This is a genomic window from Pelagibacterium mangrovi (assembly GCF_036662815.1).
Classification (GTDB): Bacteria; Pseudomonadota; Alphaproteobacteria; order Rhizobiales; family Devosiaceae; genus Pelagibacterium; species Pelagibacterium mangrovi.
Window position 1 is genome coordinate 188,834 of sequence record NZ_JBAFXA010000003.1, and the last position, 25,291, is coordinate 214,124.

At 61.8% G+C, this 25,291-nt stretch carries 26 protein-coding genes; 6 read left to right on the plus strand and 20 right to left on the minus strand.

Translation table 11 applies throughout. The annotated features are described in order from the left end of the window. Positions 1 to 110 precede the first annotated feature (110 nt). From V4T21_RS06050 to dusB, 7 genes are all read right to left on the minus strand, one after another. Positions 111 to 1,544, minus strand: a complete 1,434-nt coding sequence (locus V4T21_RS06050) for a potassium transporter TrkG (protein ID WP_332714460.1) — start codon at positions 1,542 to 1,544, stop codon at positions 111 to 113. A 16-nt stretch (positions 1,545 to 1,560) separates the two neighbouring features. Then, positions 1,561 to 2,937: a Trk system potassium transporter TrkA gene (gene trkA, locus V4T21_RS06055; RefSeq protein WP_332714462.1), complete on the minus strand. Its 1,377-nt coding sequence runs from the start codon at positions 2,935 to 2,937 to the stop codon at positions 1,561 to 1,563. After that, entirely contained in the window at positions 2,938 to 4,314 is a 1,377-nt protein-coding gene (gene ntrX, locus V4T21_RS06060; RefSeq protein ID WP_332714464.1) for a nitrogen assimilation response regulator NtrX, read from the minus strand. It abuts the gene before it with no gap. Then, positions 4,315 to 6,693, minus strand: a complete 2,379-nt coding sequence (locus V4T21_RS06065; RefSeq protein ID WP_332714466.1) for a sensor histidine kinase NtrY-like — start codon at positions 6,691 to 6,693, stop codon at positions 4,315 to 4,317. 285 nt (positions 6,694 to 6,978) lie between these two features. After that, entirely contained in the window at positions 6,979 to 8,427 is a 1,449-nt protein-coding gene (gene ntrC, locus V4T21_RS06070; protein WP_332714468.1) for a nitrogen regulation protein NR(I), read from the minus strand. A 3-nt stretch (positions 8,428 to 8,430) separates the two neighbouring features. Then, on the minus strand, positions 8,431 to 9,546 hold the full coding sequence (locus tag V4T21_RS06075; RefSeq protein WP_332714470.1) for a two-component system sensor histidine kinase NtrB: 1,116 nt from the start codon (positions 9,544 to 9,546) through the stop codon (positions 8,431 to 8,433). Then, positions 9,543 to 10,541: a tRNA dihydrouridine synthase DusB gene (dusB, locus tag V4T21_RS06080; RefSeq protein ID WP_332714472.1), complete on the minus strand. Its 999-nt coding sequence runs from the start codon at positions 10,539 to 10,541 to the stop codon at positions 9,543 to 9,545. The genes V4T21_RS06075 and dusB overlap by 4 nt, the downstream gene beginning before the upstream one ends. Before the next feature lie 183 nt (positions 10,542 to 10,724). On the opposite strand from dusB, the gene V4T21_RS06085 reads away from it, so the two are divergent. Together V4T21_RS06085 and V4T21_RS06090 are read left to right on the plus strand one after the other, a co-directional pair. Further along, positions 10,725 to 11,915 carry a bifunctional 2-C-methyl-D-erythritol 4-phosphate cytidylyltransferase/2-C-methyl-D-erythritol 2,4-cyclodiphosphate synthase gene (locus V4T21_RS06085; protein WP_332714474.1) on the plus strand — a complete coding sequence of 397 codons (1,191 nt, stop codon included), beginning with the start codon at positions 10,725 to 10,727 and terminating at the stop codon, positions 11,913 to 11,915. Further along, positions 11,915 to 12,400 (plus strand): CinA family protein, encoded by a 486-nt coding sequence (locus tag V4T21_RS06090; RefSeq protein WP_332714476.1) that lies wholly within the window; start codon positions 11,915 to 11,917, stop codon positions 12,398 to 12,400. The genes V4T21_RS06085 and V4T21_RS06090 overlap by 1 nt, the downstream gene beginning before the upstream one ends. On the opposite strand, the gene V4T21_RS06095 is transcribed toward V4T21_RS06090, so the two are convergent. Beyond that, the gene (locus V4T21_RS06095) at positions 12,397 to 12,792 is read right to left on the minus strand and encodes an MAPEG family protein (RefSeq protein WP_332714478.1); all 396 of its coding nucleotides are present in this window, start codon (positions 12,790 to 12,792) and stop codon (positions 12,397 to 12,399) included. The two genes, V4T21_RS06090 and V4T21_RS06095, sit on opposite strands and share 4 nt — an antisense overlap. 151 nt (positions 12,793 to 12,943) lie before the next feature. Between V4T21_RS06095 and V4T21_RS06100 the strand changes: the two genes are divergently transcribed. The 4 genes from V4T21_RS06100 (at position 12,944) to V4T21_RS06115 (ending at position 14,406) form a co-directional block, all read left to right on the plus strand. After that, positions 12,944 to 13,264 carry an ArsR/SmtB family transcription factor gene (locus V4T21_RS06100; RefSeq protein WP_332714480.1) on the plus strand — a complete coding sequence of 107 codons (321 nt, stop codon included), beginning with the start codon at positions 12,944 to 12,946 and terminating at the stop codon, positions 13,262 to 13,264. Beyond that, positions 13,261 to 13,689: an SRPBCC family protein gene (locus V4T21_RS06105; protein ID WP_332714482.1), complete on the plus strand. Its 429-nt coding sequence runs from the start codon at positions 13,261 to 13,263 to the stop codon at positions 13,687 to 13,689. The genes V4T21_RS06100 and V4T21_RS06105 overlap by 4 nt, the downstream gene beginning before the upstream one ends. A gap of 64 nt (positions 13,690 to 13,753) precedes the next feature. Continuing rightward, positions 13,754 to 13,978: a hypothetical protein gene (locus V4T21_RS06110; protein WP_332714484.1), complete on the plus strand. Its 225-nt coding sequence runs from the start codon at positions 13,754 to 13,756 to the stop codon at positions 13,976 to 13,978. A gap of 26 nt (positions 13,979 to 14,004) precedes the next feature. Beyond that, positions 14,005 to 14,406, plus strand: coding sequence for a DUF1801 domain-containing protein (locus V4T21_RS06115; protein ID WP_332714486.1), 402 nt, complete (start codon positions 14,005 to 14,007; stop codon positions 14,404 to 14,406). Positions 14,407 to 14,409: 3 nt separating this feature from the next. Here V4T21_RS06115 and V4T21_RS06120 read toward each other — a convergent pair whose 3' ends face one another. The 12 genes from V4T21_RS06120 to eno all read right to left on the minus strand — a co-directional run bounded on the left by V4T21_RS06120 (position 14,410) and on the right by eno (position 25,274). Continuing rightward, on the minus strand, positions 14,410 to 14,631 hold the full coding sequence (locus V4T21_RS06120; RefSeq protein WP_332714488.1) for a hypothetical protein: 222 nt from the start codon (positions 14,629 to 14,631) through the stop codon (positions 14,410 to 14,412). A gap of 18 nt (positions 14,632 to 14,649) precedes the next feature. After that, positions 14,650 to 15,087, minus strand: a complete 438-nt coding sequence (locus V4T21_RS06125; protein WP_332714490.1) for a type II toxin-antitoxin system RatA family toxin — start codon at positions 15,085 to 15,087, stop codon at positions 14,650 to 14,652. After that, positions 15,087 to 16,046, minus strand: coding sequence for a lipoyl synthase (lipA, locus tag V4T21_RS06130; protein ID WP_332714492.1), 960 nt, complete (start codon positions 16,044 to 16,046; stop codon positions 15,087 to 15,089). Before lipA ends, V4T21_RS06125 begins: the two co-directional genes overlap by 1 nt. A gap of 69 nt (positions 16,047 to 16,115) precedes the next feature. Beyond that, a complete protein-coding gene (locus tag V4T21_RS06135; RefSeq protein ID WP_332714494.1) occupies positions 16,116 to 16,370 on the minus strand; it encodes a GlsB/YeaQ/YmgE family stress response membrane protein in 255 nt (84 codons plus the stop codon). Between the two features lie 112 nt (positions 16,371 to 16,482). Next, a complete protein-coding gene (gene lpdA / locus V4T21_RS06140) occupies positions 16,483 to 17,922 on the minus strand; it encodes a dihydrolipoyl dehydrogenase (protein WP_332714496.1) in 1,440 nt (479 codons plus the stop codon). Between the two features lie 22 nt (positions 17,923 to 17,944). Then, positions 17,945 to 18,571, minus strand: coding sequence for an SGNH/GDSL hydrolase family protein (locus V4T21_RS06145; RefSeq protein ID WP_332715053.1), 627 nt, complete (start codon positions 18,569 to 18,571; stop codon positions 17,945 to 17,947). Positions 18,572 to 18,585: 14 nt separating this feature from the next. Beyond that, positions 18,586 to 19,944, minus strand: a complete 1,359-nt coding sequence (locus tag V4T21_RS06150) for a pyruvate dehydrogenase complex dihydrolipoamide acetyltransferase (RefSeq protein WP_332714498.1) — start codon at positions 19,942 to 19,944, stop codon at positions 18,586 to 18,588. 16 nt (positions 19,945 to 19,960) lie between these two features. Beyond that, positions 19,961 to 21,364: a pyruvate dehydrogenase complex E1 component subunit beta gene (locus V4T21_RS06155; RefSeq protein WP_332714500.1), complete on the minus strand. Its 1,404-nt coding sequence runs from the start codon at positions 21,362 to 21,364 to the stop codon at positions 19,961 to 19,963. A gap of 22 nt (positions 21,365 to 21,386) precedes the next feature. Next, the gene (pdhA, locus tag V4T21_RS06160) at positions 21,387 to 22,397 is read right to left on the minus strand and encodes a pyruvate dehydrogenase (acetyl-transferring) E1 component subunit alpha (protein ID WP_332714502.1); all 1,011 of its coding nucleotides are present in this window, start codon (positions 22,395 to 22,397) and stop codon (positions 21,387 to 21,389) included. 204 nt (positions 22,398 to 22,601) lie between these two features. After that, the gene (locus tag V4T21_RS06165) at positions 22,602 to 22,961 is read right to left on the minus strand and encodes an FtsB family cell division protein (protein WP_332714504.1); all 360 of its coding nucleotides are present in this window, start codon (positions 22,959 to 22,961) and stop codon (positions 22,602 to 22,604) included. A 42-nt stretch (positions 22,962 to 23,003) separates the two neighbouring features. Further along, entirely contained in the window at positions 23,004 to 23,969 is a 966-nt protein-coding gene (locus tag V4T21_RS06170) for an NAD(P)-dependent alcohol dehydrogenase (protein ID WP_332714506.1), read from the minus strand. A 27-nt stretch (positions 23,970 to 23,996) separates the two neighbouring features. Beyond that, positions 23,997 to 25,274, minus strand: coding sequence for a phosphopyruvate hydratase (eno, locus tag V4T21_RS06175; RefSeq protein WP_332714508.1), 1,278 nt, complete (start codon positions 25,272 to 25,274; stop codon positions 23,997 to 23,999). Positions 25,275 to 25,291: the final 17 nt, after the last annotated feature.

A 25,291-nucleotide genomic window follows, 5' to 3' on the forward strand; every position in this document is an offset into this window, starting at 1 on the left:
TCGCTTGTCAACGGCCCGACTATTACACATCTCCCCGGCCTAGCCTAGAGCGTTTCGACAAAATCGGGATGTGCGGAAACGGCGTTGAAACAAAGGGTTAGAAAGGCTTGCTACCAGCGGTTGCCAGTAATCGCGGCCAGGAGGACGAGGATTTCGATGCGTGCGACGACCGCGAGGGCGGAGATGGTCAGCAGTGTTTCGTCCGAGGCGATGCCTTCTGTCAGCCCCGGTGTCGCTGACGCCAGGAGGTTGCCGACCTGGGAAAAGGCGCCAGCCGAAAGCGCCATCGCGGCGGGGAGCCCATGCCCCTGCGCCGCAAAAAACAGCATGCCGATGGTGACGGTCAGGACCGCGAGGAAGAACGTGCTCCAGACCGATTTGGCGATGATGCGCTGTTCTGAATCATATTGCACGTCGTCGCGCAGAATGGCGCTGGGATAGACGAGGCGGTCGAGCTCGTTGCCCACGTGCTTGAGCATGGTGGCAAGGCGGAAGGCCTTGATGCCTCCGGCGGTGGAATAGGAACAGCCGCCGACGAAGACGATGATGAGGATCACTTCAAAGGGAATCGAAACGCCCAGGCGCTCATCGTGCGTGATGCCGGTGGTGGTTGCGATCGAAACGATGTCGAAGACGTAGTTGAACGCGCTTTCGAGGCCGGTGCGGCCCAGGGGCGGCGCGAGGACCGACGCGAGCACGGCAAGGGCGACGAGAAGGGCCATCGCGGAGAGATAAATCCGGGCCTCGGCCTCCTCGCGCGAGCCCTTGCCGGTGCGTGAAACGAGGAGGCGGTGCCATACGATGGAAGTGGCGCCGACGATCATGAAGAACATCATGATCAGCTCGGCGGGGCGATTGCCGAGGACGGTGGTGCCCGGTTCGGCGGGGATGAAGCCGTTGGTGGCCAGCATGCTCATGGCGGTAACGATCGCGGTATCGGCTGGGACGCGGACGGTGATGAGCAGGACCGCGCAGGCGATGGTCAGCGCGAGGTATGGCAGTGCGATGGAGCGGAGGGTTCTGAGGATGCGCGGGTCGTTTTCGGTACGGGCGTGCTGGATGTGGCGCAGATTGGCGTTGGGCATGCCGCCGACCTGATAGGGGCCGAGGACATAGGCGGCGAGTGCGAGGGTCGCAAAGCCACCGACCCAGCCTACCGTGCCCCGGTAAAAGGCCATCGAGGGGGAGATGTCGGCGAGCGGGCGCAACGTGGTGCCCAGCGTGGTTATGGCAGAGCTGGCTTCGAAGATGGCCCGGACCAGTGAATGGCCCTCGACCAGCATGAAGGCGGGCATCGCGGCGATGACGAGGCTCAGCCAGATGACGATGGCGGCGGTGAAGACCCCTGCCCTGTTGAGCGTGCGCGTTCTCGGGCTGAGCGCCAGGATGGTGACAGCCGAGAGGAAACCGTAGCAGACGATGACGAGGAAAAACGCCTCGAGGGCGCGCCAGTTGGATTCGACGAGCGCGACGAAGAGCGGAAACAGCATCGAGAGCGCGAAGAGGCCGAAGACGCCGGCGGACAGGACCCCAATTGTCGGCACGGCAGCAGCTCCCTGATCAAAAGAAATCTATGCTGACCCGGAACATCTGCTCGACCTGGCGCACGCTGGCGGCGAGAGCGAAGACGATGACGAAATCGCCGGCGCGGATGATCGTGTCGCCGGTCGGCAGGATCGCCTGACTGCCGCGCACGACGGCGCCGATGCGGATGCCGGCCGGAAGATCGAACTCGCGCAGGGGCTTGCCCACCAGTGTCGATGTTTCGAGGGCTTCGGCCTCGATGATTTCGGCGGCGCCATTGGCGAGCGTATAGACGCCCCGGATACGGCCGCGGCGGACGTGGCGGAGAACCTTCGAAACGGTGATGGCGCGCGGGCTGATAAAGGAATCGACATCCAGGCGGCGGGAGATGCCCGGGTATTGGTCCTGATTGACCAGGGCGATGTTGGCGTCGCACCCCATTTCGCTGGCGATGACCGAGGAGAGGATGTTGGTCTTGTCGTCATTGGTCAGCCCCAGGAACATATGGGCGTCGCGGACGTCGACCTCGCGCATGATATCGGCGGACATAGCGTCGCCAAACACCACGATCGAGTGCTTCATGGTCTCGGCGGCGCGCTGGGCGTTGCTGCGGTTGCTTTCGATGATGCGAACGGAGATCGAAGGGTCGGTCTCCTCGATGCGGCGGGCGACGTAGCGGCCGATATTGCCGGCGCCGGCGATCACTACGCGGCTTGGAGGCGCTTCGTCGCGGCCGAACAGGCCGAGGACGCGCTGAATCTGGTCGCGGGAGACGGCGACGATGGCCTGATCGCCGGTGATCATCTGCTCGTGGGAGTGGAGGACCCGCATCTCGCCCTCGCGACGCACAGCCATGACCGTGGCGTTGAGGTTGGGGAAGAGATCGGTCAGGTGCCGCAGGGGCGTATCGATCACCGAACAGTCCTCGGTGACGTCGACCTCGATCACCATGACCTGCCCGTCCTCGAAGGTGATGATCTCGTTGGCGCCGGGATAGGCCATGCGCTGGAGGATCAGGTCGCCCACTTCGACTTCGGGGGAGATGATGACATCGATGGGCAGATGTTCGCGCGAGAACATGTTGCTCCACTCGGGGTCGAGATAGCTTTGCGAGCGGATGCGGGCGATGCGGGTGGGAACCTCGAAGATGGCGTGGGCGACCTGGCACGCGGTCATGTTGACCTCGTCCACCTGGGTAACGGCGATAAGCATATCTGCATCGTTGGCGCCGGCCTGGGCGAGGACGTCGGGATGCGAGCCGTGCCCGTGCAGGCCGCGCGCGTCGAGCGTGTCGCGCACCCGCTGGACCAAGGCGGGATTGTTGTCGATGACGGTGACCTCATTGCCCTCGGCTGAAAGCCGCTCGGCAATGCCATACCCGACCTGCCCCGCCCCGCAGATGATGACGCGCATTTAGAGCCCCAACGACTTGATCTTGCGGTGTAGCGCGCTGCGTTCCATGCCCACGAATTCGGCAGTCTTTGAGATGTTGCCGCCGAATCGTTCGATCTGGGCGATAAGATATTGCCGCTCGAACACTTCGCGCGCTTCACGCAGAGGCAGGCTCATCAGATGGGCAGAGGAGTCGGTGTCGCCGATGGTGGGCAGTACCTCGGAAATATCGGACGGCAGCATTGCGGCTGTGATGATGCCATCAAGGGGCTGCTGGTCGCGGACGAGAATCAGCAGGCGCTCGATGGCGTTGCGGAGCTGGCGCGCATTACCCGGCCAATCCTGGCCCTGCAATACGGCGATGGCATCGTCGCCGAAGAGGAAGCGCGGAAGGTTGTGCATGCGCGAGAGTTGGGCGACGAACAGGGTGACGAGGGCCGGAATGTCCTCGCGCCGTTCGCGCAGGGACGTGAGTTGCAGGGGCACCACCGAAAGGCGATGGAACAGATCCGAGCGGAACTTGCCCTCTTCGATCAGCGAGGCGACGTTTTGTGAACTCGACGATACGATGCGCACGTCGACCGGCACGGGGCCGTGGCCATCGACGCGGGTGAATTTGTTTTCGACCAGCGCCCGCAGCAATGCTGTCTGGGAGTCGAGCGGCAGGGCGGCGACCTCGGAGAGATAAAGCGTGCCGCCATGCGCACGTTCGAGCGCTCCGACTTCGGTGCGCAGCCCGTTCTTGTCGCGCACTTCCCGGCCGAAGAGGACGACCGGAATTTCGTCGGGGGCATAAAGCGAGGCGTTGATTTCGATGAAGGGGCCAGTGGCGCGCGGGCTCTTGAAATGCAGCAAGCGCGCGCAGAGTCCCTTACCGGTCCCTGCCCCGCCCGAGATGAAGACCCGCGAGCGCGTACCCGCCGACTTTTCGATCAACGAGCGCACCTGGGAGATGGCGCCGGAGATGCCGACCAGCTCGGATTCGTCGCCGGTGCGCTCCTTGAGATCGGCAACCTCGGTCTTGAGTTTGCTCGCCTCAATGGCGCGCTGGGTGATGAGCAGCAGGCGGTCGATCTTGAAGGGCTTTTCGATGTAGTCGTAAGCACCGCGGCGAATGGCAGACACGGCGGTTTCGACATTGCCATGACCCGAGATCATGACGACCGGGAGGTCGGGATGATCGGCCTGCAGCACGTCGAGCAGTTGCAGGCCGTCAAGCCGCGAACCCTGCATCCAGATATCGAGGAAGACCAGATTGGGCCTTCGCCGGGCTATCGCCTCGAGAGCACTGTCGGCATCGGATGCCTGACGGGGTTCATAGCCTTCGTCTTCAAGAATGCCGGCGATCAGTTCACGGATATCTTCTTCGTCATCGACAATCAGTATGTCACGAGCCATCTATTTTATCGCCATCGCAGAAACGCGCGATGTCTCCTCTTGGGTCGTTTTTTGGTCGGCAAGAGCCTGTTCAGTCGGCTCGGCGGGCTGTTTTCCACTTTCGTGCAACGGCAATGTGAACGCAAAGCACGCCCCCACCCGCCCGTTGGGATCGGGTTGAGCGTCTCGCAGGTCGATGCGGCCACCGTGCTGTTCGATGATTTTTGCGACAATCGCAAGGCCAAGGCCGGTGCCTTTGTCGCGGGTGGTCATGTAGGGTTCAAGCAATTGATGCCGGTTTTCCTCGGGCCAACCCTTGCCGTTGTCGCTGACCGAAACCACGGCTTCCTCGCCTTCGAGGGCGATCGACACGATGACTTCGGGATCTGCGATGGTATCGATGCCAACCGATTCAATGGCTTCCACGGCGTTCTTGATAAGATTGGTGAGCGCCTGGGAGACAAGCCGCGTATCGAAGAAGGCATAAACGGTTTCGTCCGATAGTTCCGCTCGGATGTTGATCTCGGGCTGGCGCACGCTTTCGAGGAACACGGCCTGACGCACCGTATCAGAAAGATCGGCACGGGTGATGGCCGCCGTGGGCATGCGGGCGAAGGACGAGAATTCATCGACCATGCGGCCGATATCGCCCACCTGACGCACGATGGTGGAAATGCATTTGTCGAAGACGTCGAAATCGTCGACGAGCTTGTTGGCATAACGGCGGCGCAGGCGCTCGGCGGAAAGCTGGATGGGGGTCAGCGGATTCTTGATCTCATGGGCGATGCGACGGGCGACATCAGCCCATGCGCTGTTGCGTTGGGCGGCGACCAGTTCGGTGATGTCATCGAGCGTGACCACATACCCCTTGGATTCGGTGATGGTGCCCTCGCGCGTCAAACGCACCTGATAGGTGCGCCGGTCGAAGCCCGAGGATAGCTGAACCTGATCCTGCACCCTGCCCCGGCGAGCCGATTGAGCGCGCTCGACAGTGGACGCCAGTTCGGGCGCCACAGTGGCCAGTTCCTGGTTCATCAGGTCGAGCTCGCTCTGGCCGAGCGCGGAGCAGGCGCGGGAATTGACCAGCGTGATGCGACCGAAGGCATCGAGCCCGATGATGCCCGCCGAGACCCCCTCCACGACGGCTTCGGTGAACTGGCGGCGCTGGTCGTTGGTGCGGCTGGCGGCGACCAGCGCAGCGCGCTGATTGCGCAATTGCGCCGTCATCTTGTTGAAGCGCACGGCCAGATCGTGGAGATCGCCCCCGCGATCGGGCACCGGGAGCTGCACGTCGAGATCGCCTCTCGAAACGCGGTTGGACGCGATCATGAGATTGCGGATGGGATCGATCAGGCCGTTGGCGAGCGCGATACCGATCCAGAGCGCGGCGAGCAGGAAGACGAAAGCGACGCCCAGATACATGAGCGCATAGGTGATCTGGAACACCAGCCGGTTGGAATCGTAGAGCCGATATTCGGAGATGTTCTCGTCGGTCAGGCGCACATATTCGAGCACTTCGGGATCGACCGGTCGGGCGACGAAAAGAAAGAGATCGTCATAGCCGCGCAGCCGCACGACGTTGCCCACCAGCGAATTGCCGGAACCCGGCGCAATCAGCGTCGGCGTGCCGAAGCCCGCCGCTTCGAGCACCACATCGGGAACACGCGGAACCGCGCCCTGTACGTTGATCTGGGCGCGCATGACGGTTTCGCCCGACCGGTTGACGAGGCTGGTGAACGGCAGCGAACGCGTGGTGGCCAGGGCCGTGAGGATGCGCTGGAAGCGCGGCTGATCGCTCGCATAGGTATCGCGGGCGGCCTCGAGTTCGCTGGCGACCCAGATGGTGTCGTCTCGCAGTACCTGGGCGTGTTCGAGCATGTAGGAGCGGGCAACAAGGCGCGAGCTTTCCACCATGGATCGCATGCGCTCGGAAAACCACTGATCCAGGCCCTGATTGAGCGAGAGCATGGCAACCACTGCCACGATGAAGGCCGGACCGGCGGCGATAATCGCGAACATGGCGACGATACGCACCTGTAGCCGCGCGCCCTCCTGCTTGCGGATGCGCGACTGGACGAGCATCACAAGCTCTGTGAGGACAAGGGCGACGACGAGGGTGACCAGGACGGCGTTGGCGATCCAGATCCAGGTCCACACATCGGGACCGGGCTCGATGTCGGTCGCCCCGCTCATGATCAGGAAGGAGCCGGAGGCGACGACCACAGCAAGAAGCACGACGACGAAACCGACCGTCCGGAGGAGGCGGTTGTCGTGAAAGAGCGGTGCGGTGCTGGTTTTGGGTCGCGAAATGTGCCGGTCGCCTGCGGTTGAATCGAAGTTTGACGCAATGCGGGACGAAGAGCCGGTTTCCACCTTCCCCGAACTCGTCCTAGCCGCCATGCGCACCGCCTCTCCTGCCTTGCGGCGGAAAAAAGCGTACGATCGTGCGGTTACGCTTCATGGTTCGCATTGGATGCATGCTTTCCGCCTGCGCTGGCACTGGTGGCCGTTGAATCCGTGCATTGCGGAGTCTGGCCCATCTCCGCCTTTGGTTCAAGACCAATGTTGCCAAAATGTGACAGTGTTCAACGCGACCCGGTTTTGCCAAGCAAAAGGCTCCTGTGGAGCCTTTCGAGCGTTGAACGCCCACAGAGCTATCCTCGAAGGGCTGACGAGGTGGTGTACTTATCCTAGCAACCGGGAATGTTTAACGATTTCAATCCCGTGGCTACGAATCTTCTTACGGAGCGTGTTGCGATTGAGGCCCAGAAGTTCGGCCGCCTTGATCTGGTTGCCCGAGCACAGGTTGAGAATGGTGGAAATCAGCGGCACCTCGACCTTGTCGATGAGGCGCTGATAGACGCCGGCTGGCGGAAGATTCGGCTCGTGTTCCCGAAAGAGCTGGGCCAATTCGGCTTCGACGACCGTCGCGATATCGGCCGGGCCCGCCGTGGCGGTGAAATCGGTCTTATCGGTGAGGTTCAGTTCGTTCTGGACGATTTCGAGGGAAATCACCTCATCGGCATAGAGCGCGGCAAGACGGCGGACGAGGTTTTCGAGCTCGCGAACGTTTCCGGGCCAATGATATTGCTGCATCAGCTTGAGCGCTTCCGATGACAGCACTTTCGGCACTTCGCCCTCGCACTGGGCGGCCTTGAGGAAGCTCGTGGCGAGGTCCGGAACGTCATCGATGCGCTCGCGCAGGGGCGGCAGGCGGAGGGGGACCACGTTGAGGCGGTAATAGAGATCCTCGCGGAACAGACCCTGGCGGATCAACTGGCTGAGATCGCGGTGGGTGGCCGCGACGATGCGCACGTCGGTCTTGATGGGTGTACGCCCGCCGACCATCGTGTATTCGCCCTCCTGGAGCACGCGCAGAAGCCGCGTCTGGGCATCCATGGGCATGTCGCCGATCTCGTCGAGAAACAGCGTACCGCCTTCGGCCTGCTCGAACCGGCCGGACGATCGGGCCGTCGCGCCGGTGAAGGCGCCCTTTTCGTGGCCGAACAATTCGGCCTCGATCAGATCGCGCGGGATGGCGGCCATGTTGATCGCGACGAAGGGGCCATTCTTGCGCCTGCCGAAATTGTGCAGCGCCTTGGCGACGAGCTCCTTACCGGTGCCGCTCTCGCCGGTGATCATCACCGTCAGATCGGTCTGCATGAGGCGAGCGAGAGCGCGATAGATATCCTGCATCGCCGCCGAACGACCGACGAGCGGCATGTTCTCGCCCTCGTCGGGGCGGCGCTCGGCATCGACGGGGCGATGGGCATCGGCGAGCGCACGGCCGACGACGGCGAGCACTTCGGTGATGTCGAAGGGCTTGGGCAGATATTCATAAGCACCCATCTCGGAGGCGCGGATCGCGGTCATGAAGGTGTTCTGCGCACTCATCACCACCATCGGCAGATCGGGGCGCAGCTTCTTGATCTTGGGCATGACGTCGAAGGCGTTGCCGTCGGGCATGGATACGTCGGTGATCAGGAGATCGCCCTCCCCGCGCGTCACCCAATTCCACATGGTCGAAATGTTGCCGGTGGGGCGCACTTCATAGCCGGCGCGGGAAAGCGCCTGGTTGAGCACCATGCGGATGGCGGCATCGTCGTCGGCGAGAAGGATGGTCTGTCCGGCCATGTGTTATTCCTGGTCTTCGGAAATCTTGGCGTCGGCGCCCTGGGCGACCGGCAAGAGGATACGGAAACGGGTACGGCCCGGGCGGCTTTCGCAATCGATCACCCCGCCGTGGTCGCCCACGATCTTGGCGACGAGCGCAAGGCCCAGGCCGGAGCCCGAGAGCTTGGTGGTGACGAAGGGATCGAAAAGGAACGGCAGGAGGTCGGCGGGGACGCCGGGGCCGTTGTCTTCGATGACGATCTCGAGCGGAAGCGAAATGCGTTGCGCGACACCGGCCACCGCGATGCGGATGCCGGGACGGAAAGCAGTCATGATCCGGATTTCGGGTTTTGGCGTGCGATCAAGGGCTTCTGCAGCATTCTTGATAAGATTCAGGAAGACCTGAATAAGTTGATCGCGATTGCCCAGGACCGGAGGCAGGCTGGGATCGTAGTCCTCGGAAAAGGTGACGCCCTTGGCGACGCCGTTCGAGGCGAGAAGCTTCACGCGTTCGAGGACGACGTGAATGTTGATGGGCAGGCGGTCGATCGGACGTTCGTCGCCGAATACCTCCATGCGGTCGACAAGGTCGACGATCCGGTCCGTCTCGTCGCGAATGAGCCGCGCGAGGATGCGGTCGTCGCCCACTGCCGATTGTTCCAGAAGCTGGGAGGCGCCACGAATTCCGGAGAGCGGGTTCTTGATTTCGTGTGCCAGCATGGCGGCCAGGCCGGTGACCGAACGCGCCGCGCCGCGCGAGACGAGCTGGCGGTCGATCTTGTCGGCCATGGTGCGCTCCTGGAAGGTGAGCGTTACGAACCCCGGCATTTCGGGAATGGGGCTGGCATAGACGTCGGCGATACGGTCCTCGGCGACGCGGGAGGTGCCGACCTGCACGCGGTACTCGGTCATCGGCGCAAGGCGCGCGCCCACGCTCTCGATGAGACTGAGGATGGGCGAGCCAAAGGCGATGAAATCGGAAAGCTTCTGGCGCGTGAGAATGGATGAGGACGCGTGGAAGAAGGCTTCGGCAGCATAGTTGGCGAATGCGATGGACCCATCCTCGCCGCAGACGAGAACCGGCTGGGGCAGAGATTGCAGGATGGAGGCGTGCAGATCGATCTCCATGAGGGCGTTCATGCGGCCCGGCTCCATGTGCAATCGAAAAGGTCCGGGAGGAGACGAAGCACGGCGCGAGGGTCGTCCTCGGTCATGACGGGGCGGCGCACCTCGCTTGCGGTGTTGCCGATGGCGTCGAGATACCAGCCTATGTGCTTGCGGGCCACGCGAATGCCGAGCGCGGTTCCATATTCGGACAGCATGGCCTCGTAATGGGCGGCGACGAGTTCGACCAGATCGGACCCTTCAGGTGCCTCCGATGCCTCTTTGCCTGCAAGATGGGCACCCACCTGCCCCACGATCCAAGGCCGCCCCTGCGCGCCGCGGCCGATCATGACGGCGTGGGCGCCCGATTGGGTGAGCGCGGCATCGGCTTCCGCAGGACCGGTGATATCGCCATTGACGACGACGGGGATGGACACGGCATCGACCACAGGGCGCACCAGATGCCAGCGTGCGGTATCCTTATAGAATTGCTGGCGAGTGCGACCGTGGACGGTGATCATCCTGACGCCGGCGCTTTGCGCGCGGCTGGCGATGTCGGCGGCGTTGAGGCTGTTTTCGTCCCAACCCAGCCGCATCTTGACAGTGACGGGCAGGCTCGTGGCCGCAACGACGGCTTCGACCAGCGACAGCGCGATATCGGGAACGCGCATCAAGGCCGAGCCGGCGAAACCATTGGTGACGCGCTTGGCGGGGCAGCCGAAGTTGAGATCGATCATATCGGCGCCAGCATCCTCGGCGATCTTTGCGCCGCGCACCAGCCAAGCGGCCTCGCACCCGGCAAGCTGGACGATATGGGGCAAGCCGCCGGACGGCGTGAGCTTGCGCACCATTTCCCTTTGTCCGGTGACAAGGGCGGCGCTGGCAATCATTTCGGATACGACCAGACCGGCGCCGAAGCGGGCCGCAAGGTCACGCATGGGCCGATCGGTGATCCCTGCCATGGGGGCAAGAAAAGCACGATTTCTGACAGACAGATTCCCAATGCTTATTTCGCGGGCAACCAACGCCAATCTACTGCCTCAAAATTACACAGCGCCACATTTCTGGTGACAGATTAATCAAAAACCGCAAGGTTTCAATGCCCTGCTATAGATCAGTTTGCTAAAGCGTTGGCCACCTTGTTTCCAGGGGCGCGGAAGGCTAATTGCGGGATAGGATTTGCCTGGCGTATTGCCAAGAATGGTCAAGGTTTAATGACACAGTCTAAAACAATCGTCGCCCTCGTCGTTGCCGCAGGGCGCGGGGAGCGTGCGGGCGGCGATGGAACGCCCAAGCAATATAGGCCCATCGCCGGGATTCCTCTGCTCAGCCGCACTATTTCGGCGCTGCTTGCCGTTGGGCAGATCGACCGGGTGGTACCGGTGATCGGGGCGGATCAAGAAGAATTGTTCGCAGCATTGGGTCTTGCCGATCCGCGGCTGGGCGCACCCGTTATCGGCGGGGACACGCGACAGGTTTCAGTGCTCAAAGGACTCGAAGCCCTTGCGGGCGATCCTCCCGATATCGTCCTCATCCACGATGGGGCACGGCCATTCATCGATGCGGCGCTGGTCGGCAATGTGGTTGCGGTGCTGGATGACGCCGATGGGGCGCTGCCCGTTACGCTGGTGACCGATACGATCAAGCGATCGAACGACGGAAAGACGGTGGGCGGCACCGAGGATCGGACGCAGCTCTTTGCGGCACAGACACCGCAAGGCTTTCATTTCGCGCCCATTTATGACGCTCACCGGCGGGCGATCGCAATGAGCGACGGCTTCACCGACGACGCTGCCATCGCCGAATGGGCCAATCTTTCGGTCGCCCTGGCGCGTGGCGATGCGCGCAACATCAAGATCACACTTCCGGGCGATTTCGAAAGGGCCGCGCGAATGGTTGGAGAAGAAGCCAGGATGGAAACACGCGTCGGATCGGGCTTCGACGTCCATGCGTTCACAGAGGGCGACGCCGTCATACTGGGGAACATATCCATTCCCCATACTGCCAGACTCAAGGGCCACTCGGACGCCGATGTGGTTCTGCACGCGCTTTCGGACGCGCTTTATGGAGCGCTGGCCGATGGCGATATCGGCAAGCACTTTCCGCCCAGCGAGAATGAATGGAAGGATGCCGATTCGGCGATCTTTCTGGAACACGCGGTTTCGCTCGTCCGCCAGCGCGGCGGGCGGCTGGTGCATCTGGACGTAACGATCATCTGCGAGCGCCCCAAGATCGGGCCGCATGTGGATGCAATGCGCGAGCGCATCGCGCAGATCGCCCAGATTTCGGCCAGCCGGGTCGCCGTCAAGGCAACCACTTCGGAGCGTCTGGGCTTTACTGGCCGTGAAGAAGGCATAGCGGCGCAAGCCGTGGCCACCATCGAAGTTCCGCTGGATTATTCGTAATGCTCGACAGCGACACCCTTGGGCTGGCCCGGCAGGTCAACGACCGGCTTATCGTTGCCGGCCATGTGATGGTCACCGCCGAAAGCTGCACGGGCGGGCTGATCGCGGCGTCGCTCACCTCGGTGGCGGGTTCGTCGCGCATGCTCTATGGCGGCTTCGTAACCTACGATAATCGCGCCAAGATCGAAATGATCGCCGTGCCCGAGGCGCTGATCGAGGCGCATGGCGCGGTGTCCGAACAGGTAGCGCGGGCCATGGCGGAAGGCGCGCTGGACAAGGCGAAGGTCGATCTTGCGGTTTCAGTAACCGGTATCGCCGGCCCCGGTGGCGGATCGGAGACAAAGCCCATCGGGCTCGTGCATTTCGGCCTCGCGACCAGGGAGCGCACGCTCGACCGAAAAGAAAAATTCGGCGATCTGGGACGCGACATGGTGCGCCAACTCACCGTGCGAGTTGCACTGCAAATGGTGCTGGACGCCTACTAGGCTATCCAGAGGAAGACTATTCTTCCAAGTGCACCAAACAGCAGTATCGATGTCACGAGAACTTGGACCAAAAATCCAGGATACCGCTTTTCCGGCGCCGCAAGATATCCGACAAAGTACACTACGCGCGCGATAACCCACAGGGCGCCAAATATTGCAGCCCAGGTCACGTCCCAATAAATCGCGAACAGCCACATCGCGGGAAGAAAGATCAACGCCCATTCAATGGTGTTCATATGGGCACGGATCGCACGCTCAAGACGAGGATCACCCGACATTGTGGGGGCAAGAATACCCGTCTTGGCGTGCGTTCTTGCGACGGTCAGCGCCATGCCGAAAAGCGTAATACCGACAAGCAGCGTTATGACGGCAACGGGGTAATAGGCGTCCATGCGAAATCTCCCATCAGACTTATAAGTGCGCGATTCGGCATAAGATTAGATGCCATTTCCATCGACACAATAGCCGTTCTCAGGGGTAGGCTTGACTAACCCATAGCCCATCGGTTATTGATCCAATCAATAGCCGATGGGTTATAGGTTTATGCAACAGCACGATGTTTTATTCCGGACGCTGGCCGATCCGACGCGGCGCGCCATCTTCGAGCGGCTTTGCCGCGACGGAGACCAGACGGTCAGCGCTATCACCGCGCAGGCGGGGGTGTCTCAGCCCGCCGTCTCCAAGCATCTTGGCGTGCTCAAGCGCGCCGGGCTGGTCCGCGACCGGCAGGATGGCCGCCAGACCCATTACAGCGCGGAACTCGACGCTCTCAGGCCGCTGATCGACTGGACCAGGCAGATGACCGGTTTTTGGGAAAATCGGTTCGACGACCTCGAAGACTTACTCAAAAGGATGGACCAATGACGCAAACATCGCCCGAAACCCTTTCCGTGATCGTTGAACGGGAAATCCCCTATGCCCCGGAAAAAATCTGGCGCGCGCTCACCCAACCCCATCTGATCGAGGAATGGCTGATGCGGAACGATTTCGCCGCCTCGGTGGGCCACAAATTCCGCCTGAGCGGCGATTGGGGCGGGGTCGAGTGCGAAGTGTTGACCCTCGATCCGAACAAGACCCTTTCCTACACCTGGGACCACGCCAACGACGACCCCACCTACGCCCTCAAGAGCGTTGTGACCTTCACCCTGACCCCCAGCGAAAAAGGCACGCAATTGCGTATGGAACAGGTCGGGTTCAGGCCCGATCAAAAGCAAGCGTTCGGTGGCGCGAAGGCCGGCTGGAAGTACAATCTCGAAAATCTCGAAGCCGTCGTCAGCCGGTTGGATTAAAGCCGCATCGGGCGCGGCAAACAAATCGCTTTGCCGCGCAAATCAAAATCAAAAGGAGGTATTCTTGAACCTGAGCAAATTGACGCGTCAGACGCACCGCTGGCTATCGATCATTTTCACATTGATCGTTGCGGCAATCTTTATTGCCCTCGGCATGGGGATGGAGCCGGCCGAATGGGTTTATTTTACTCCGTTGGCGCCGCTTGCCCTGTTGCTTGTGACCGGGCTCTATATGTTCGTCCTGCCCTATGCCGTGAGATGGCGGAGTGGCAGGCGTGCCGATGCGTGAGGCTGGTATAAGAGGAGATTGCTACGATGAGCGATGAAGACGTGGCAGAGGCCTCGCGCCTGATCGATGCCAGAATTGCGGAATTGGCAGATTGGCGCGGGCAAAAGCTCGCCCGGGTCCGAGCGCTGATCAAGGAAGTCGAGCCCGGCGTCCTCGAGGAATGGAAGTGGCGTGGGGTGCCCGTATGGTCCCACAATGGCATCCTTTTCACCGGCGAGAGCTACAAGAACTCTATCAAGCTCACCTTTGCCAAGGGCGCGTCTCTGGACGACTCAGCCGGGCTCTTCAATTCCAGCCTCGAAGGCAATACGCGGCGGGCGCTCGATATTTTCGAGAACGATGAAATCGATGAAGCGGCGCTCAAGGCGTTGATGCAGGAAGCGGTGCGGGCGAACGCGGCTTCGAAGGCCGGACGGGCGCGGCGCTGAGATTTATTCGCCTTTGCGCAGCAGCGATATCGCGAGAATGACGAACGGAAGGCCCACGAGAGGAATGGCCCCGCCGGCGACAGCGAGAATCCGCGAAATGGCCTCGGTGGGATCGGGAGCATTCCATGCCCCCGAGGTAACCTGGAACACCATGAAAATCGCCCCGGCGATGATGAGCGTTTCAATCACTCCCAGCAGGATGAAGATGCGCGTGGATTTCTTCATGCTCTCCTCCAGTGTAGCTCAGCTATAGCGGCGATTGGCTTCGGCGACAAAGGCGTCGACGATTTCCTCCTGCTTGGCGGCGAAGGCCGGTTCGGCGACGGCGCGCAGCAGCGGGTTGGCGATGCCGAAATCGATATCGAAGCGGATTGCCGTCCCCTGCTCCGTTTCCTCGAAACTCCAGATGCTGTCGAGGTGGGAGAACGGTCCATCGACGGCGCGGGCGCGCAGGGTACAGGCCGTGTGATCGACATTGATGCGGCTGGTATAGGCTTGGAAGATCGGGCCGAAGCGGATGTGCATGCGCGCGTCGAACTGGGTTTCGGGGTGCGCGCGGCTGCGTTTCACCTCCATGCGCTCGCAATTGGGGATGAATTGCGGGTAGGTTTCGACATCGGCGACGAGCGCAAGCATTTGCGCCGGCGAGTGCGGCACCAAACGCTCCAGTTTTTTCTTCATCAAGCGAGTCCGAGTTTGGCCTGACGCGCCTTGCGCAGCGCGGCGAAATCCTCGCCGGCGTGGTGGGAAGAGCGGGTGAGCGGGCTCGAGGAAACGAGCAGGAAACCCTTGGTCTTGGCGATCGTGGCGTAGGATTTGAATTCCTCGGGCGTCACGTATTTTTCGACCTTGTGGTGCTTGCGGGTGGGCTGCAAGTATTGGCCGATGGTGAGGAAATCGACGTCCGCCACGCGCAGGTCATCCATCAACTGAAGCACTTCGTTGCGGGTTTCGCCGAGGCCCACCATGATGCCGGACTTAGTGAACATCTGCGGGTCGAGCTCTTTCACGCGCTGCAAAAGCCGGATCGAGTGGAAATAGCGCGCGCCAGGGCGGACCGTGAGGTATTTCGACGGCACGGTTTCGAGATTGTGGTTGAAGACGTCGGGCTTGGCGGCGACGACGATCTCCAACGCGCCTTCCTTACGCAGGAAGTCTGGCGTCAGGATCTCGATGGTGGTGCGCGGGTTGCGGGCGCGGATGGCGAGGATCACGTCGGCGAAATGCTGCGCACCGCCGTCGGCCAGATCGTCGCGATCGACCGAGGTGATGACGACGTGTTCGAGGCCGAGCTTTTCGACGGCCTTGGCGACGTTTTCGGGCTCGTTGGGATCGAGGGCGGTCGGCAGGCCGGTGCGCACGTTGCAGAAGGCGCAGGCGCGGGTGCAGATTTCGCCCATGATCATCATGGTGGCGTGCTTCTTGGACCAGCACTCGCCGATATTGGGGCAGCCGGCTTCCTCGCAGACTGTGACCAGCCCGTGCTTGCGGACGATCTCCTGGGTTTCGCGATAAACGGGAGAACCCGGCGCCCTGACCCGAATCCAATCGGGCTTGCGCAGCATTTCGGTGTCGGGCCGCTTGGCCTTTTCCGGGTGGCGGGTGGCCTGGCGTACGGCCGTATCAAGAAGCGTTACCATATCTGCCCCTATCGCGCCTTTCGGGGCGCGGGAATGACGGCCGCGCCCCGAAGGCGCGGCCGCGTGTGGTTATGTGCGTCTACCGCGAAAGAGACGCCCGATCCAGATCAGGATGCACGCGCCGATGACGCCGGCAATCAAACTGCCGATCCAGCCGGCAAACTGAATGCCGAAGATGGCCAGCAGGGCATTGGCGATGATCGCACCGACAATGCCCAGAATGATGTTCATGAGAAGCCCCTGATCGGACCCCATGATCTTCTCCGCAATCCAGCCGGCGATGCCGCCGATGATGATTGCGGCTATCCAACCTACACCTTCCATAGTGGCCTCCAATCGAGTTATGGACGATGGGTCAATGCACCGGGTTCAAATTTGGATGCACCGACTCATGTCGGAAATCCTCCTCCGACATGGAGAGCATAACACTCCATGCCTAGATGTTGAGAGCGTGGCCGTAAGCGTCAAGGACGCTTTCCTTCATTGTTTCCGAGAGCGTGGGGTGCGGGAAGATCGTGTGCATCAGATCTTCCTCGGTGGTTTCGAGGTTCATGGCGACCACGAAGCCCTGGATCAATTCGGTGACCTCGGCGCCGACCATGTGCGCGCCCAGCAATTCACCGGTCTTCTTGTCGAAGATGGTCTTGACCAGCCCGTCGGGCTCGCCCAACGCGATGGCCTTGCCGTTGCCGACGAAGGGAAAGCGGCCGACGCGGATGTCGCGGCCCAGTTCCTTAGCCTTGGCTTCGGTGAGGCCGACGCTGGCGACCTGGGGTTCGCAATAGGTGCAGCCGGGGATTTTCGAGCGGTCGAGGCCGTGGACCTTCTTTCCCGCGATGGTTTCGACGGCGATCACCGCCTCGTGCTCGGCCTTGTGGGCCAGCATGGGTGCGCCGGCAACGTCGCCGATGGCCCAGATGCCTTCGACATTGGTGCGGCCATGATCGTCGACGACGACGACGCCGCGATCGATCTTGACGCCGGCCTTTTCGAGACCGAGGTTTTCGGAATTGGCCTGAACGCCGACCGCCGAGATCAGCACATCGGCCTTGACCTCTTTCTTCTCGCCATTCTTCAGTTCGACATGGGCGGTGATCCCCTGCCCGGCCTTATCGACCTTCGCGACTTTTGCGTCGGTTAGAATGGCGATGCCGCGCTTTTCGAAGCGCTTGCGGGCGAGGCCGGAGATTTCGGCGTCCTCGACCGGCATGATCTGGGGCAGAAGTTCGATGACGGTGACTTCAGCGCCCAGCGAGCGGTAGAAGGACGCGAATTCGATGCCGATGGCACCAGAGCCCATGACGGCGACCGATTTCGGCATTTTCGCCGGTTTCAGCGCCTCGAAATAGGTCCAGATCTTTTCGCCATCCGGCTCGATGCCGGGCAGGACGCGCGGGCGCGCGCCGGTGGCGACGATGATGTTCTTGGCCTTGTAAGTGCCCTCGCCCAGCGTGGTCTTCGGCTTGGGATGCTGCGGCTCTACGGGCTTTTTCTTGGTCGCTTCGACCTTGACTTCACCGGGCTTGGTGATGGTGGCTTCGCCCCAGATGATATCGACCTTGTTCTTTTTCATCAGGAACTGCACGCCGTCATTCATGCGTCCGGCAATGCCGCGCGAACGCTTGACGATGGCGTCGATATCGAAATCGAAGCTGTCGGCCTTAAGCCCGTAATCCTTGGCGTGGCTCATATGGCCGTAGATTTCGGCGGAGCGCAGCAGTGCCTTGGTTGGGATACAGCCCCAGTTCGAGCAGATGCCGGCCATGTGCTCGCGCTCGACAATGGCGGCCTTGAGGCCGAGCTGCGAGGCGCGGATGGCGGCAATGTAGCCGCCGGGACCGGCACCGATGACGATGATATCGTATTGATCCGCCATGGTTTTTCCTCTTATTCTGGCTCTAGAGGCCAAGCATGTCTTTTACGATCGGCGCCAGAGCGTCGCCGATGGCGCGGGTATTGGCAGGGTCGAGATGCACGCCATCGGAGGTTGAGGCCTTGGAGACGGTCGCGGCATCAAAGAAGTGACAGCCGATTTCGGCGGCCACACGGCTGTAGTGGCCGGCAAGCAGGCGGCTTTCGGCGATGGTCTCGTTGAAACGCGGATCGAGCGCCGGGCCATCCGGTTCGGTACAATGGGGCGGAGAGACGAGCAGCACGGGGACATTGCCCAGCTCGGCCCTGACGATCTCCGCCAGCCGCTTCATGCCACGGGCAGCGCCGAAGGCATTGCCGCAGATGAAGCTTTTCATATCGTTGGTGCCCAGCATGATAACCACGGCATCGAGCGGGGCATGGCTGTGGATCAGCGTTGGCAGGACGCGCGCGCCGTTACGATCCGCAGTAGTGGCAAAATCGTCGAACACTGTGGTGCGTCCGCCAAGACCCTCGGCGATGACACGCGCCTTGCCGCCGAGGCCCACTTCCAAGCGGGTGGGCCAGCGGTCTTCATAGGCATGGCGCCCGCCCTGGATGACGGGGTCGGAGCCGTAAGTGAGGCTGTCGCCATAGGCGAGGATGGTTTTCATCATCCGCGCCTTATTTAAGCGAGCATCATTACGGGCGTTTCGATGAGCTTCCGGAACGCCGCCAGAAGTTCGGCGCCCAGGGCACCGTCGACCGAACGGTGATCGCATGAGAGCGTCACCGTCATGAACTGGCCGGTCTTGACCTGGCCCTTTTCGGCATAGACGCGCTCTTCACCGACGCCGACCGCAAGGATGGTGCCGTGTGGCGGGTTGATGACGGCGCCGAAATGCTTGACGCCATACATGCCCAGATTGGACACCGCCGTCGAGCCGCCCTGATATTCATGCGGAGCGAGCTTCTTGTTGCGGGCGCGGGTGGCGAGGTCTTTCACCTCGTCGGAAATCTGGCGCAGGGTCTTCTGATCGCAGGATTTGACGACGGGGGTGAAGAGGCCTCCGGGGACCGCGACGGCCACGGCCACATCGGAACGGTGATGATAGAGGATCGAGTCTCCGGCCCAGGTGGCATTGGCCTGCGGCACCTGCTGGAGGGCGATGGCCCAGGCCTTCATGATGAAATCATTGACCGAAAGCTTGTAGGCCGGCTTGCCGTCCTTGTCCTTCCCGGCGGCGGCGTTGATTTCCTCGCGGGCCTTCATCAGGTCGTCGATGCGGCAATCGACCGTCAGATAGAAGTGCGGAACGGTCTGCTTGGATTCGGTGAGGCGCGCGGCCACTGTCTTGCGCATGCCGTCATTGGGAACGATGTCGTAGGTGCCTTCCTCGTACAGGGCAAGGACCTGGGATTTGCCCATGCCAGCAGCGAGCGAGGTGCCGGCTGCGGGAGCGGCGGACGGCTTGGCGGAGACGCCCTCTTTCTTGGCCTTTTCGATATCGGCCTTGACCACCCGGCCTTTCGGACCCGATCCGGAGACGGCGGAAAGATCGATCCCCGCCTCTTTGGCGAGACGACGCGCCAGAGGCGAGGCGAAGATACGCTTGCCATCGGTCTTGGGCGCGGGAAGCGGCTCGGGGGAGGGCTTGGCGTCGGAACTGGAGGACGGTGCCTTGGGCGCGCCTTCGGATTTAGCTTCCGCCTTTTCTTCCTTCTGGTCGACCTTGGGCTCTTCCTTGGGCGCTTCGGCCTTGGCGCTATCGGCAGGAGCGTCGCCTATGGCATCGGCGCTTTCGCCCTCCTCAAGGAGGACGGCGATCACGGCGTTGACCTTGACGTTCTCGGCCCCTTCGGCGACGAGAATCTTGCCGATGGTGCCTTCGTCGACGGCTTCCACTTCCATGGTGGCCTTGTCGGTTTCGATTTCGGCGATCACGTCGCCGGAGGAGACGGTGTCGCCCTCCTTGACGTGCCATTTGGCCAGCGTGCCCTCTTCCATGGTCGGCGACAGGGCGGGCATTGTGATGTTGACGGGCATCGGTACCTCCCTTTGACTAGCGATAGGTGACGGCGTTGACGGCGGCGATAACCTCGTCGACGCTGGGCAGGGCCAGCTTTTCGAGATTGGCGGCGTAGGGCATGGGGACATCCTTGCCGGTGACGCGGGTGACCGGCGCATCGAGGTAATCGAAGGCGTGCTCCATGAGACGCGCGGCGATTTCAGCACCGATGCCGCCCTGGGGCCACCCCTCTTCGACGGTCACGCAGCGGCCGGTCTTTTTGACCGATTCAATCACCGTATCGATATCGAGGGGACGCAGGGTGCGCAGGTCGATCAGTTCCACATCGACGCCGGCGGCGACCAGCTTTTCGGTGGCCTGGGTCGCGTAGCGCATGCCCATGGAGAAGGAGACGATGGTGACATCCTTGCCCTCACGCGCCACGCGCGCCTTGCCGATGGGAAGGACGAAATCGTCCATCTTGGGCACTTCCCCGGTAGAGCCGTAGAGGATCTCGTTTTCGAGGAAGATCACCGGATTGGGCGAACGGATGGCGGCTTTCAAGAGCCCCTTGGCATCGGCGGCTGTATAGGGCGCGATGACGGTGAGGCCCGGAATGTGGCTGTACCAGGCCGAATAGTCCTGGCTGTGCTGGGCACCGACGCGGGCGGCGGCACCGTTGGGGCCACGGAACACCATGGGCGCCTTGACCTGCCCGCCCGACATATAGAGCTGCTTGGCGGCGGAGTTGATGATCTGGTCGATCGCCTGCATGGCGAAGTTCCAGGTCATGAATTCGACGACGGGCTTGAGGCCCGCGAACGCCGCTCCGACGCCGAGGCCGGCAAAGCCGTGCTCGGTAATCGGGGTGTCGATGACGCGTTCGGCACCGAATTCCTGCAGCAGGCCTTGCGTGACCTTATAGGCGCCCTGGTATTCGGCGACTTCCTCGCCCATGACGAAGACGTCCTTATCGGCGCGCATTTCCTCGGCCATGGCGTCGCGGAGCGCTTCGCGGACGGTCATGGTGACCATTTCGACATCGCTGGGGATATGGGGATCGTTCTGCGGCTTGAACTGGGGCGCGGCGGGGGCATCGGTGGTCTTGGTGGTGGGCTGGGACTTGTCCTCGACAGCGTCGGAATAGCCCGGCTTTTCGGATTCCTTAGGCTCGTCCGAGCCGATTTCCGGCTCGGGAACGGCGCTGGCGTCCTCCCCTTCGGCGACCAGCGCGGCAATCGGGGTGTTGACCTTCACGCCCTCGGTGCCTTCGGCGATGAAGAGTTTGGCGACGATGCCTTCATCGACCGATTCCACTTCCATGGTGGCCTTGTCGGTTTCAATCTCGGCCAGCACGTCGCCGGGCGCAACCTTGTCGCCTTCCTTGACCATCCATTTGGACAGCTTGCCCTCTTCCATGGTGGGCGAGAGCGCGGGCATCAGAATATCGGTAGCCATATGTTTTCTCCTGGGCCTGCGCTTAGTCGATCAGGATGTCGGTATAGAGCTCGGCTGCTTCGGGCTCTGGATCGTTAGTGGCGAAATCGGCGGCCTCGGTGACGATGGCGCGGATGTCCTTTTCGATATCCTTGAGCTCATCCTCGCTGGCATAGTTCTTTTCGAGGATGCGCTTGCGGACCTGCTCGATCGGGTCGCGCTCGGAGCGCATGGTGGTCACTTCATCCTTGGAACGGTATTTCGCCGGATCGGACATTGAATGGCCGCGATAACGGTATGTCAGCATTTCGAGAATGTAAGGGCCCTTGCCCGACCGCGCGTGTTCGATGGCGCGTTCGGCGGCGTCTTTCACCATGCGGACATCCATGCCGTCGACCTGTTCGCCGGGGATATCGAATGAGAGGCCGCGCTGGGAGAAATCGGTGGTCGCCGCGGCACGCTCGATTGAGGTTCCCATGGCGTATTTGTTGTTTTCGATCACATAAACGACCGGCAGGTTCCAGAGCTTGGCCATGTTGAAGCTCTCGTAAACCTGACCCTGGTTGGCGGCGCCGTCACCGAAATAGGTGATCGCAACCGAATCCTCGCCGCGATATTTCGAGGCGAAGGCGAGGCCGGTACCGAGCGGCACCTGGGCGCCGACGATGCCATTGCCGCCGTAAAACCGATGCTCGTTGGAGAACATGTGCATCGAGCCGCCCTTGCCCTTGGAGAGCCCGCCCTGGCGCCCGGTCAATTCAGCCATGACACCCTTGGGATCGAGGCCCATGACCAGCATGTGGCCGTGGTCGCGATAGCCGGTGATCTGGGCGTCTTCGCCCTTCTTGGAGGCCATGGTGATGCCGGTGACCACGGCTTCCTGACCGATATAGAGGTGGCAGAAGCCGCCGATCAGGCCCATGCCATACATCTGGCCGGCCTTTTCCTCAAAGCGCCGGATGAGCAGCATTTCGCGGAAGGCATGGAGTTCTTCGTCCTTGGTCAATTCGGGTGAATTGGATTTGGCCTTGGCGGCCGTCGCTTTACGCGCCATGCGACATCTCCGGAGAATGGATCGGTGCCGCCACCCCTTGTGAGGTGCACGGGATGCTGGGAGGCATTGATGCACAATAGCGTGCGCTGCGCTACCGGCAAAGACGGCATGCAGCGCTTAGCAGCTCAATAACATGTTGATATTCATGGATATTATCCGATAAACTTATTTTTGGTTTATCGATTAAATGAACTGAAAATTGGTTTACGATCGTTCCTGGGGAACGATTATGACGTCGTCCGGATGGACGAGACCGAGCAAGGCGCGGGCGCGCTCGGTCAGGATGTCCGGATCGAGCCTGCGGGGATCGAAAAGGGCGATCCTGTGCTCGAAGGAATCGATTTCGATTTCGAGAGCAGCCTGCCGTGCTTCGAGAACGCGGATCTGGCCGAGCATCTCGCGTTGACTGTCGATGCCGAAAGCTCCGGTGACGACATGATAGCCCAGATAGCCTTGAAACGCGAGCAAACCGGCGGTGATGCTCAGCTTGAGAAGGATAGAGGGACGTTTGACGCGGGTGGGCATGAAAAACTCGAACCAGAATACGCTGCCAAGCTCTTTCATACTTCGTCAAGCTTAAGGACTTGTTGCCGTGCCCCCTTCCCTTCAGGTGGAAACGGAAACAACCACCTTGCCAATGGCGTCGCCGCTGCCAAGTCGCTCAAGAGCCTCGGCCGTCCGCTCGAGCGGAAACACACCGTCAATGACGGGCTTGAGCTGGCCGGCAACGCATTGGTGCGCCAGCTCTGAAAAATCGAGCGGTGCGATCTTATAGACGAGAACGCCCAGGCGCTTTTTCTGCATGCTGCCGATTGCGCCTCCGAAACATGCGACCGACAGCAGGCTGGAGATCGTTCCGCCAATGACCACCACGGTTCCGCCTTGGCGCAGCACCCTGGCATAGGCTCCGGCGGAACGCCGGGCGACGACGTCAACGATCAGATCATATCTTTTCGGTTCGGCGGCGAAATCGGTGGTGCGGTAGTCGATGAAGGTGTCCGCGCCCAGGGCGAGCAGGCGCTCGCGCTTTATCGCCGTGTCAACTGCGGTGACGCTAGCGGCGCCCATTTGTCTCGCGAGCTGGATGGCGAAGGTGCCCACGCCGCCGCCGGCGCCGTTGATGAGAACTGAGGCGCCGGCCACAGAACGCTTGCGCAGTCCCTGCAGCGCCAAGGCACCGGCCTGCGGTATCGCGGCGGCATCGATGAAGTCCAGATCATCCGGGATCGGCGCGAGCGCCGAGGTTTTGGCGCGCGCATAGTCGGCGAACGCGCCCCAGGCGCCGTCGGAAAGATCGCCGAAAACGCGATCTCCGACGGCAAAGCCCTTGGCTCCCGTTCCGAGCGCCTCAACGACGCCGGCAATGTCGGCGCCGCCGATCTTGTGCGATGGGCCAAACGGCTCGGTAACCCGGGCCATGGGATTGCCGACCAACCTATCCCAATCCCACGAATTGACCGACGCGGCATGCACTCGCACCAGTACCTCGCCGGGACCGGGCTGCGGCCTGGCGATTTCGACGAGCCGTAGCGCTTGGGGAGGACCGTAACGTTCGGCAAGTACCGCCCGCATGCGATGCCCTCCCCGGCCCGCGCTGTTTTATGCGCCCTTGAGGATCGAGCGTCCGGCGTAGCGGCCGGAGGTGCCCAGGAATTCCTCGATGCGGATGAGCTGGTTGTATTTGGCCAGCCGGTCGGAGCGGGCGAGCGAACCCGTCTTGATCTGCCCGCAGTTCAGCGCCACGGCGAGGTCGGCGATTGTGGAATCCTCGGTTTCGCCCGAACGGTGCGACATGACCGAGGTGTAGCTAGCCTTGTGGGCGGTCTCGACGGCCTCGAGAGTTTCCGAGAGCGAGCCAATCTGGTTGACCTTGACGAGGATCGAATTGGCGACGCCCATCTTGATGCCGGAGACGAGGCGCTCGGTGTTGGTGACGAAAAGATCGTCGCCAACCAACTGGACCTTGCCGCCGATGGCGTCGGTTAGGGCCTTCCAGCCGTCCCAATCGTCTTCGGCCATGCCGTCTTCGATCGAGATGATCGGGAAGCGGGCGGTAAGGTCTTCGAGGTAACGGACCATTTCGTCCGACCCCAGGGTCTTGCCTTCGCCCTTGAGGTTGTAGGTGCCATTGTCGAAGAACTCGGTCGAAGCGCAGTCGAGTGCGAGATAGACGTCTTCGCCCGGGGCGTAGCCGGCCTTTTCGATGGACTTCATGATGAAGCCCAGTGCGTCCTCGGTGGAGGAAAGGTTCGGGGCGAAACCGCCCTCATCGCCAACATTGGTGTTGTGGCCTTCGGCGGCGAGGCCCTTCTTGAGAGTATGGAAGATTTCCGAACCGATCCGCACGGCGTCGGCGATCGAATCCGCGCCGACCGGCATGATCATGAATTCCTGGATATCGATCGGGTTGTCGGCATGCTCACCGCCATTGATGATATTCATCATCGGCACGGGCAGTAGGCGGGCGTTCGGGCCGCCGACATAGCGCCAGAGCGGCAGGGCGCTCGATTCGGCAGCGGCGCGGGCGATGGCGAGGGACACGCCGAGAATGGCGTTGGCGCCGAGCTTGGCCTTGTTGGGCGTGCCGTCCAGCTCGATCATGGCCTGATCGACGGCGATCTGGTCGAGGGCGTCCATGCCTTCGATTTCGCTGGCGATCAGCGTGTTGACGTTGTCGACGGCGTCAAGGACGCCCTTGCCCAGATAGGCCTCGCCGCCATCGCGCAGTTCCACCGCCTCGTGCGCGCCGGTCGAGGCGCCGGAAGGAACGGCGGCGCGGCCGAAGCTGCCATCGTCGAGAACGACGTCGACCTCGACTGTGGGATTGCCGCGGCTGTCAAAAATCTGACGGCCGATGACGTCAACGATAGCAGACATGAAAGCGCCCTTTGCTT